We start from the raw sequence: 9,428 nt of genomic DNA on the forward strand, positions 1-9,428 counted from the left end.
ACGGTACGGATCGTGGACGATCCCGTGTACGAGGGGATGACAGCGGAGCAACTGCTCAGCCTGGTTCCGGACGACAGCGAGTACGTGTACCTCGCGGTGGCGGATGCCCGGACAGCGGCGCCGGGCACCTGGGGCCCAGACCGTACGCTGCTCATAGTGAACGTGAACCCTGAGGACGAGGACTACGGCAGCTTCTTCCGTGCCCCGGTTTCCGAGTGGGCTTCCATCGACGCCAACTTGTGTCTGGGGAACACGGAGTTCAGCGAGTACCGGGAGCTTGCGGACGATGTCTGCAGGAGAGTGGATTCGACGCGCCAAAGCCTCGGCACTACTCACTGTCAGGTAATGAGACGCCGGCTCAAAGACAGGCCCGTCCTGACCGAGCTGTTGCCGGGGGACACTCTTCGGCTGGGGTCGTTGTCCTCCAGGTCAGGGTCGTTCGTTCTTGTGAATCAAGACGACGGTGATGTGGTCATCTACCGTACCCAGGACGGCGCGACAGTGTGGAGGACCGGAACACTGCTGAAGGACGAGCTGAGCGGCCTGTCGAACCGTCTGGTGCTACAGGGCAAAGGCAATCTGGTGGTTTTTGCGCCGACTGGCGTACAGGTTTGGAACAGTGGAACGCAGGGTCGTGAGGTCCAGCACGCGGTGCTCGGGGACGACGGCAGGCTTTTGTTGCTCGCCGCTGACGGCTCCGAAGTCTGGTCATCCGAGCTGCCCCGTTCGAAGCCGAACTGAGCCAGGCGCTCGGCTGTCTTGCCAACGCCGTGGCGCCTGGCGCGCCAGTTCCTCACTCGATGAGCGCAGGGGGCAGGTCGAGTGCGGCAGAGGATGAGGAGGGATGAGCTTCTTCAGCCTTGGCGCTCCAGGGTGAGGATGGCTTTGGCGATGGACGTCATGCGGTTCGGACTGCACCGGGACCTGCGGAAGATCCGCCAGGACTTCATGCGGGCGACGCCGCGTTCGACCGGTGCCCGTGCTGCGGCCAGGGCCCGGTTGACGGTCTTCTCGGTGGGGGTGAGTGAGAGCCACAGCAGCCGGCCGTCCGGATCGGTGACCACCTGTACGTTCGCTCCGTGCCGGCGGTGCTCGTGGTCGGCCTCGCGCAGGGCCTTCCGTAGACCTGGCGCACGTCGGGCGAGCAGGTCGGTGCAGGCGTGGGCGGTGGACTCCCCGATCCCGAACCCGGCAGCGGTCTTCGTCAAGGTTGGGTGCTCGCGCGGGCTCGAAAGATGACCAACGAGGCCCCTGAGCAGCGTGGTTGAGACGTCAGACATCTCGATCACCTGCCCGGGGGCCTCGCTCGCTGCGCTTGTCGGGTGTTTCATCCTGTACCGGCCGGGTGAAATGGGCTGGTCAGGTGGGGTGGGTAGCGCCTCGTCGTTGGTGTGGTGATCTCACTCAACACGTGTCTCCTGGCTCGTCTACGCCCGAAGGCGTGAACTTCGGTCGACCTGGCGTCGGTTGAGCTGCTTCAAGCAGGCCTTGCTGGTGCTCGACACCTGCGCAAGAACGAGACCTTGGCACAGATCTCACCGCGGCCCGTGCCCACGGCATCGTCCAGGCCAGCCCCACCCGCCAGAGCCTCGTCCCGACCGACCGTGCCCACCAGGTGCCGGCGCCACCGTCCGCACCCCCTACCACGGCCGTGCCCTGCCCGAGCACTACCAGCAGTACCACCGCGACCACGCCTTCGACAGGACCGTCGCAGCCCTGCACACCCTCTTGACCTGCAAATACTCAGGATGAAAGAGGCTCAGCACAATGAAACCGCAGGATCAGCTGCGCGTGATCGGCACAGTCCAGCGGCCTGGTCCACCCTCGCGTCCGACCTCGGGAAGCCTGGAGCACGCCAGGACGCCGAGCAGACCGAACACGGCCAGGGTGCCGAACAGCGCGGTATAGCCGCCGATCATCAGCAGGACTGGCGCGGCTAGCGGTACGAGCGAATCCGGCAATGAGTTGGCGACATTGAAAATCCCCAGATCCCTGGCCGAGTCGGTCCTACTGGGCAGAACGCGTACGCACACAGCAAGGTCGACGGCCAGGAACGTTCCCATGCTGATGCCCATGACGGCCACGCCGACGTAGATCAATGTCATGTTCTGTGCCCAGGCCATCAACACGAGGGCCGCAGCGGCCAGCACACCGGAGAAGGCCACGAACGGCTTCTGGCGTCGGACCCAGTCGGAGAGATACCCCGCGGCTACGCAGGACACAGCGACGCAACTGATCGTGAGAAGCCCGAGCAGGAGTACGACACGGCTTAATTCCTGTGCGTTTGTATCGAAGCGCTCCATGAGGAAGAAGGTGCTGTACGTACTGGAGGCGTAGGCACAGGTGATCAAAAAGCGGACAATCCACGCCCATGCGAACGCTGGGTGTCGACGGGGATCGAACCAGAATGCCGTGGCGACGGTCCGCAGGTTCAGCGGAGATCCCGATGAGTCACTGCGTGGCTCACGCAGCAGCAGGAACGCGACACTGGTGGCCCCGAGCGCGAACAGCGCTACCGCCAGCCACTGGCCGGCTCTGCCGGCCGGGGCCGCATTGGCGACAGCCAATCCCACGAGCGGTCCCGACGCAGCGGCCAGGCCAAGCAGCCCCGTCACACGTCCCGTTCGTTCCTCGACCACCTGATCCGCTACCAGAGCACTGCTCGCGGCCCGTTGAAACGTGCAGGCCATCTGCACGCCGCACCACAGCAGCACGATCTGCCAGACCTCGGTCGTGAAGGGGACAGCGACCAAGGCCAGCGCACCGAACATCGAACCGATGAGCATCCACGGACGGCGACGGCCGAGACGACTGCGGGTGCGGTCTGAAATCCGTCCGGCAACAGGGCTCGACAGTATCGCGACCAGGGCGCCGAATCCGGTGATGACACCGAATGCAGTCGCAGCGCCGACACCCACGATGGCGTCGAGGTGAAGAGCGAGCAACAACTGGACGGGAGTCGTCAGCGCGATGGCATAGGCGAATTCGGACATCATTACGGCCGGGGCCAGGCGACGCATGGGCGTGACGCCATCACGCGGGTCCTCAACTGGCGCGAAGAGGGATGTTGTAGCCATGAGAGGGATCTGATCCTCGCTTAAGCGGCTCCGTCGGGAGCGTTCAGACGATCGATTTAGTGCGGTATGAAGCGGCCTCGTGCGTACCCGGCCGACTTCCTCCGAGCGCCTTCTTGGACCTCGCCTGGACGGCGGACATTAGATACGAGAAGCCCCAATAGGCGTGAATTATCAAACGCAAGAGGAGCTTTTCGGGGAAAATAGAGCGCGATTTGATTCGCATTTCTTAACTCGCAGACAATCAGTACTCAGGGTTTCGTCCACGACACGTTGAGGCGTCAGTGGTCCGGGAGCCGAGACGGGCAACTTAAGGCCCAGCATGTCGCGACTGTCTTGGCGTTGACTTGGTGCCCCGCTTGTGAAGGTTGCGCTTGCTCTCCGGACACCCCTTGTCAGTCAGAACCCTTGGACTGTTCGGCGTGGCCACATCCGTCACTGCCGGTGCGACAGGTGACTGCCCGGTCCGTGGTTGCCACCCGATGCCAAGTCGGCTCCAACCGCGGGCCCAGAGCATCTGGCATGGCCAGTACTACACCGTGCGTTACCAGAGAGGTTCACGTGTCCGCCAAGAGGCAACCCGACAACTGTTCCACGGGCATGCGTCCGTACACTCACGCGACGGTGGTCATCCACCGCATCTTCCGCCGGGAGTCGGGTCTGTTGGCCCGTCTGGTCCGTGCGGTGTCTTCCGGTGACACAGCACGAGCGGAGTTGCTGGCCGAGAGTGTCGAAGAGTATGTGACCGGCCTGCACCGCCATCACGGCCTGGAGGAAGAACTCATCTGGCCGCTGCTCTCGGACCGGGCAAGCGGCCACCAGGAAGTGGTCGAGCTGATGGAGGCTCAGCACCAGACGATCGACGCCACACTGGCCACGGTCAGCACCATCCTGCCCATCTGGCGCGAGCGCGCGCACAAGGACGCCGGCGAGTTGCTCGCCGATGCCCTCGACGAGCACCGTATAACCCTGCTCGACCACCTCGACCAGGAGGAGAAGCTCGTGCTTCCGCTGATCGAGAATCACCTGACCGTCGAGGAATGGGACCGGCTGGGCAAGCGCGGTCTCGAGACGATCCCGAAGGACGAACTGATGCTCGCGCTCGGTGCCATCCTGGAGGACGCCGACCCGCAGGAGCGGGCCTATTTCCTCGCCCGAGTCCCTGCCGTCGGCCGGCTGGCCTGGAGGCTGGTCGGGCGACGCCGGTACGCGCGACGCTGCCGCCTGGTGCGTGACGATCCGTACACCGCGCAGGCGGGTGCCAGGACCGTCTTCACAGAAGCCCCCGGCCTTCAGGTCGGGGCGGGTGCGGCGCCGTTCCGCACCTACGGCTCCCCGCACAGCTGACGCGGCGGCCAAGCTCGCTCCGACCACGGCGCATTACAGGGACGGCTGCGTGCCACGCCGTCCGGCGCACGATGTGCGCCGACACGTTCTTCGCCGACACGTTCTTCGCGGTCGTGAGGCGCCGGTCGCGCATTCACCGGTACGGCAACGCCTCATGATCGCAGTTCGAGACCACCGTCCCGAAGTGCGGTCAGGGAATCGCGGGCGGCGTCGGCCCAGTGCCGGGCGTTCCATTGGTCGGCCACGCGTTCGGCCCGCTTGAAGTGTTCCCGGGCCTCGTGTCCGTGGCCGAGAAGCACGGCGAGTTCCCCGAGGGACTGTGCCACAGGCCGCAGAGCGATGCTGAGGGTGGCAGCCCCGGCCACTTCGTCCCGGAAGGGCAGCAGCATCGGATACAGCTCGGCGGCCTCGGCACGGTCGTTCAGGGCGACGACGGCGACAGCTCTCAGCGTCGCCTGGATGGAGAAGGAGAAATCGCGCTTGAGGGGGATACGCGCGGCGTACGCCTCTCGGGCGCCTTCCCCATCGCCGACGGCAAGCAGGGCGAGAACGGGGAGAGCCTCGTAGGCGGGGCGGATCTGCTGGTACACCGCCAGCACCGCGGGAGCGATGTCGGCAAGTCGGCCCTGCTGTTGCCGCATGCAGCCGAGGGCCAGGGCGACAAGACCCTCCAGATTCACCATTCCTTGCTCGCGCAACACGTCCACGGCCTTGAGCAGGGCCTGTTCGGACTCCTGGAAGCGTCCCTCCGCCATGGCGAGCATCGGGTGTCGCAACAGGCCGAGCGCATTCGTACCGGCCAGCTCATGGCTCCGCGCCAGTTCATCGGCCAGGTCGAGATGACGATTGACAGCAGGTAGGTCGTTACGGACCGCTGCCACTCGTGCGCCCGTGTACTCCGCGATCCACGCGTACTCCGGCATGTCGCCGGCCTTGGCGAGCACGGCGAGTTCCCGGTTCAGCGTCAGCACCGCGTCCGGACCCTGCAGAAAGTCGACGATTCTCAGCAGCGAGGTGATCGAAAGGGCGAGCAGACGCGGTTCACCCAGGCAGCGGGCGAGCGCCACGGCCTCACGCGCCGGCTCCTCGGCACGGACATCCGCGAGCTCGTGGGCGCAGGCGAGTCTGTCCAGCAACAGGCACCGCTGGCGCGGCTCCAGGTCGGCGCAGTTCAGCAGCCGGGTCAGGTCCGCGACGGCAACCGTGTCGGTACTCCCATATCCACGCGAGTACCACGGGGTGGGCTCGGTCCATGAGCTGTAGGCAGCGACCATCAGGTCGTCGCGCCCGTGGCGGCGCCCCAGCTCCACCGCCCGGCTGAGGGCCTGCTGCGCGCCGACCATCGCGCCGAGCCGGACCCGGATGTGGACAAGACGGCTGAGCAGCGCCACTTCCAGTGCAAGGGCGTCCGTCGTGGCGAAGGCCGTGGGGTGTCGTTCGAGACACTCCAGAGCCCCGTTCAGCAGGGCTTCACCGACGTGCGGCGCGTAGCGCTGGACCGCCTGTTCCGAGGCTCTGCGAGCGAATTCCACCGCGAGCGGCGCGTCAGCGGCCAGAACGTTGCAGGACCGAAGGAGGTGATGAGCGATCGCCGCCACATCGTGGGAGCCGAGCTTCAACAGGCAGTGGCCCAGCCTGGAATGCATGTGGGCCCGACGCAGTTCGGTAAGGTCGGCTTCCAAGGCGTCGCGGACCAGCGCGTGGCAGAACCTGACCTGGCCGGGGCCGGGTTCGACGACCAGTCCGGCAGCGACGCCTGCGTCCAGAGCGTCGAGAACCCGCTCCTCGTCCGCGTCGGCCGCGGCGACCAGCAGATCCACCGTCGTCTGCCGTCCGGCCACCGCCATGAGCCGCAGCACCGCGAGATCGGCCGGCTCGTGGCGTGCGAAACGGCGCCGCAAGGTGTCGAGAATGCCTTGCGGAACCCGGTCGAGAGCGTCCCGTTCCCCCTCTTCGCCAAGCAGAAGGGCGCTCTCGCGCAGGTAGAACGGATTACCGCCGGTGCGCTCGGCGAGAGCGGCGGCTGCCTCCTCGCTCACCGTGACAGGACAGACCTGCTGCACCAGGCGCCGCGCCTGCGGTGCGGGCAGCCCGTTCAGCGCGAGACGAAGTGGGGAGCAACGCGCCAGGCGGCCGAGAGCCTTGGTCATGTCGCCTTCGTCAGGACGGTAGGCGCCGACCAGAAGCAGTGGGGCGGTGCGCAGTTGCTCAGCGCACAGCAGGAACAGTTCGAGACTTTCCTCGTCCGCTCGGTGAAGGTCGTCCAGGAGCAAGGCAAGGGGGCGCTGGGCGGCGATGTCCTGGAGCCAGGAAAGCAGAGCCCGGTGCAGGCGGAAGCGGCGGGCCGGGTTGCCGTCCGTGGCCACCCACGCGTCGGGGGCGTCGCCCGACAGCAGCGCGGCGAGGTCATCGGTGGGCCGGGCTGCGGCGGCGAGCGTGCCGACGATGTCAAACCAGGCCCAGCCAGGAGGTACCCCGTCGGTTTCCGGGCACTGTCCGCCGGCAACCAGCCACCCCTGTTCGGGGAGGTAGCTCTCCAGGTGGTCGAGCAGACTGGATTTGCCGATTCCCGCTTCACCGGACAGCAGGACGACCTGCCCCCGACCCTGACGCACCCGGGCTGCCGCGGACGCCAGTTCGGTCAGTTCGGTGTCCCGGCCCAGGAGTTCGGCGGCGGTCACCGGCGCAACCTGAGTCGCACGCTGTGAGGTCGGTTTCGAGGACGCGAACTCCTGCGGCGGGTGGTCGGCGACGGCCGGACGCGTGGAGCGGTGCAGGACGTCCAGCCGCTGCTGGAGCACGGCCTGTTCCAGTTCTACGAGTTCGGGGCCCGGGTCGACACCCAGCTCGTCACGCAGCCTGTCCCTGGCCCGCCGCATCGCCGCCAGAGCGTCCCCCTGACGGCCGTTTGCCCACAGAGCGAGAACCAACAGGCGCCAGCCCTCCTCGCGCAGCGGCTGCTCGCGGGTGAGCGTGTCTGCGTCCGCGAGTGCCTCGTGCAGAGCGCCGCTGTTCAGGTGGGCAGCAGCAAGAGTTTCACGCCCGGCATGCCGCAGCTCCTCCAAGCGCATGCTCTCGTCCGCCGCCCAAGGTTCATCGGCGAACTCGGCGTAGGCGGTTCCAGACCAGAGGTCCATCGCCGCCTTCAACCGGTGAACAACCTCGGCGTCATGGCCCGGTGGAAGCGCGAGGCAGGCCGCCAGCTCGCGCTCGAAGTGCCAGGCATCCACGAGGTGCTGGTCCGGTGACAGCCGCAGGGCATAACCGTACGGCGCACTGGCCAACAAGCGTGCGGGCGCCCGTGGCGGGCGGTCGGGTTCCAGGGCTCGGCGCAGCCTCGCGATATAGCCCTGCAGGGACGCGTGGGCGCTCGGCGGCGGAGTCTCCTGCCACAGCTGTTGCACGAGCCGGTCCACAGGCACGTACGCCCCGCGCGCGATCAGCAGCTGGGCGAGGATCGCACGCGTCAGGCGGCTGCCGAAGCTCGCCGCCTGCCCTTCAACCTCGACCCGCAGGGGGCCAAGCACGCATATCTTGACCATGGTGTGGCGACCCTAAAACAGGCTGAGGCCGATTGACGAACCGGCCCACCGATGTCTCGCCGATGGGTCGTCAAACGAAGGCCGGAAGCCTGTGCAGGATGTGGGACGTGATCTTGGGTGCCTCCTTCCTTCCCTCGGCGGCGGTATGAACGAGCGTGGAACCACCGGGGCGTCCGCGTGACCGGCTCCGGGATCGGTAGAGGCTCCGGACTGCCCCGATTTGAGGGGTTTCGAGTTGCTTGGTTCAGGCTACTGGCGGGGTGCGAAGTTCATACTCCACCGCCGCCGGCTGGTGCGCTCGCTCGGCGGCGGATTGCGGATCAGATCGAACCGGTCCGGTGCGGACGCCAGGATCCGGTGCACCTCGGAGGAGACGCCCGCCTGCCGGTGCTCGGCCGGCCACTGCGCGGCCACCCAACGCTGTGTGCGAACGGTGCAGAAGGACAGCCCGATCTCGTCGGCGTACCGCCGCAGCGACTCCTCCACGCCCTGGTCACCCTCTTCGAGGGGCAGATGACCACCGTGCCCGCCAGCGGCTCCAGCTCCGGAGTCGCGTCCCCGAGCCCGAATGGGCAGCGGGTGTCCTCCTCCACCATGTCCACAGACTTGGCCACCAGCTCGTTGTAACGGCTCCGCGTGACCTTCCCGACCGTCTCCACCAATAGGGCCATGGCGCACCACCCGGCGCGGGCCCAAGGGTCGGCTACGGCCTCGGCGGCAGCTCCTCCAGAAGGGGGACGGTGCGCCCGCCGCGAATCACGGGCAGCCCTCGCACCATACGGTCGATCATGCACTCGTAGCGCAGGCCCGCATCGGCTCCTCAGGGGTCATCGGGCCGGGCCGCGCAGGTGTCCGCCGAGCTCGGGAAGGAACTCGTCCCACATGATCGCCAGCGTGGCACGCAGGTCACCGAGCAAGGGCGTGCCGCCTGGCAGGACCATCCCGGCGGGCTTCCCGTCATCGAGGGCACCGTCATCCGCCTCCAGGTCGATCACTGCCCAGCGGCTGGAACCTGTGTCTGGAACCGACGGTGTACCTCACCTCGCCGGAGCTGTTCACCCTGCCGCAGGCACTCACCCGCTTCACCGACTCCTACGGGGGCGTGAGCGTCCTGCCGGTCCTGGTCGTCTTCGTCGTCGCCGCCTCCGGCTGGAAGCGTTCTCGGACCCTTGGGGTCGGGTGTCGGATCGACTGGATGCATCACTCGCAGTCGTTCGTTATAGTGAACTCAGAGTTCATCAATGTTATCCAGTGAGGGTGTCATGCAGGTTCCCGCCTACTACGCGGACACGTACGAGGAGCAGGCCCATACCCAGGTGGCCGCCATAGGCGAGCGCGACGGTGCGCCGTGGGTGGCGGTGGAGCGCTGTCTGTTCCATCCGCAGGGCGGGGGCCAGCCGGCCGACCGCGGGTGGGTGGACGGCCACGCGATCACCCCCGTGCGCGACCACGAATCCGGTCTTGT

Annotated in this window: 6 protein-coding genes and 4 pseudogenes; 5 read left to right on the forward strand and 5 right to left on the reverse strand. The window is 66.9% G+C overall.

Annotation, left to right across the window (positions count from 1 at the left end):
• Positions 1-12 precede the first annotated feature (12 nt).
• Complete coding sequence (locus ABZ490_RS43745) at positions 13-741, forward strand: hypothetical protein (protein WP_359003563.1); 729 nt, start codon at positions 13-15, stop codon at positions 739-741.
• Between the two features lie 113 nt (positions 742-854).
• Here the strand turns inward: ABZ490_RS43745 and ABZ490_RS43750 are convergent.
• Positions 855-1,223 (reverse strand): annotated as a pseudogene (locus ABZ490_RS43750) (transposase family protein); the annotation flags it as partial.
• A 308-nt stretch (positions 1,224-1,531) separates the two neighbouring features.
• Here ABZ490_RS43750 and ABZ490_RS43755 point away from each other — a divergent pair.
• Positions 1,532-1,752, forward strand: a pseudogene (locus ABZ490_RS43755) (IS5/IS1182 family transposase); the annotation flags it as partial.
• 29 nt (positions 1,753-1,781) lie between these two features.
• Here ABZ490_RS43755 and ABZ490_RS43760 read toward each other — a convergent pair.
• Positions 1,782-3,077 carry an MFS transporter gene (locus tag ABZ490_RS43760; protein WP_359003566.1) on the reverse strand — a complete coding sequence of 432 codons (1,296 nt, stop codon included), beginning with the start codon at positions 3,075-3,077 and terminating at the stop codon, positions 1,782-1,784.
• Between the two features lie 621 nt (positions 3,078-3,698).
• Here ABZ490_RS43760 and ABZ490_RS43765 point away from each other — a divergent pair.
• On the forward strand, positions 3,699-4,421 hold the full coding sequence (locus ABZ490_RS43765; RefSeq protein ID WP_359003569.1) for a hemerythrin domain-containing protein: 723 nt from the start codon (positions 3,699-3,701) through the stop codon (positions 4,419-4,421).
• A 152-nt stretch (positions 4,422-4,573) separates the two neighbouring features.
• Here the strand turns inward: ABZ490_RS43765 and ABZ490_RS43770 are convergent, their stop codons facing one another.
• The 3 genes from ABZ490_RS43770 to ABZ490_RS43780 all read right to left on the reverse strand — a co-directional run bounded on the left by ABZ490_RS43770 (position 4,574) and on the right by ABZ490_RS43780 (position 8,958).
• Positions 4,574-7,963: a BTAD domain-containing putative transcriptional regulator gene (locus tag ABZ490_RS43770; RefSeq protein ID WP_359003572.1), complete on the reverse strand. Its 3,390-nt coding sequence runs from the start codon at positions 7,961-7,963 to the stop codon at positions 4,574-4,576.
• 249 nt (positions 7,964-8,212) lie between these two features.
• A complete protein-coding gene (locus ABZ490_RS43775; protein ID WP_359003575.1) occupies positions 8,213-8,449 on the reverse strand; it encodes a DUF6192 family protein in 237 nt (78 codons plus the stop codon).
• 341 nt (positions 8,450-8,790) lie between these two features.
• Positions 8,791-8,958 carry a hypothetical protein gene (locus ABZ490_RS43780; RefSeq protein WP_359003578.1) on the reverse strand — a complete coding sequence of 56 codons (168 nt, stop codon included), beginning with the start codon at positions 8,956-8,958 and terminating at the stop codon, positions 8,791-8,793.
• Positions 8,959-8,969: 11 nt separating this feature from the next.
• On the opposite strand from ABZ490_RS43780, the pseudogene ABZ490_RS43785 reads away from it, so the two are divergent.
• Together ABZ490_RS43785 and ABZ490_RS43790 are read left to right on the forward strand one after the other, a co-directional pair.
• A pseudogene (locus tag ABZ490_RS43785) lies at positions 8,970-9,218 on the forward strand (hypothetical protein); the annotation flags it as partial.
• A 7-nt stretch (positions 9,219-9,225) separates the two neighbouring features.
• Positions 9,226-9,428: pseudogene (locus ABZ490_RS43790) on the forward strand (metal-dependent hydrolase); the annotation flags it as partial.

This window comes from Streptomyces sp. NPDC005811, assembly GCF_040630405.1.
Lineage (GTDB): Bacteria > Actinomycetota > Actinomycetes > Streptomycetales > Streptomycetaceae > Streptomyces.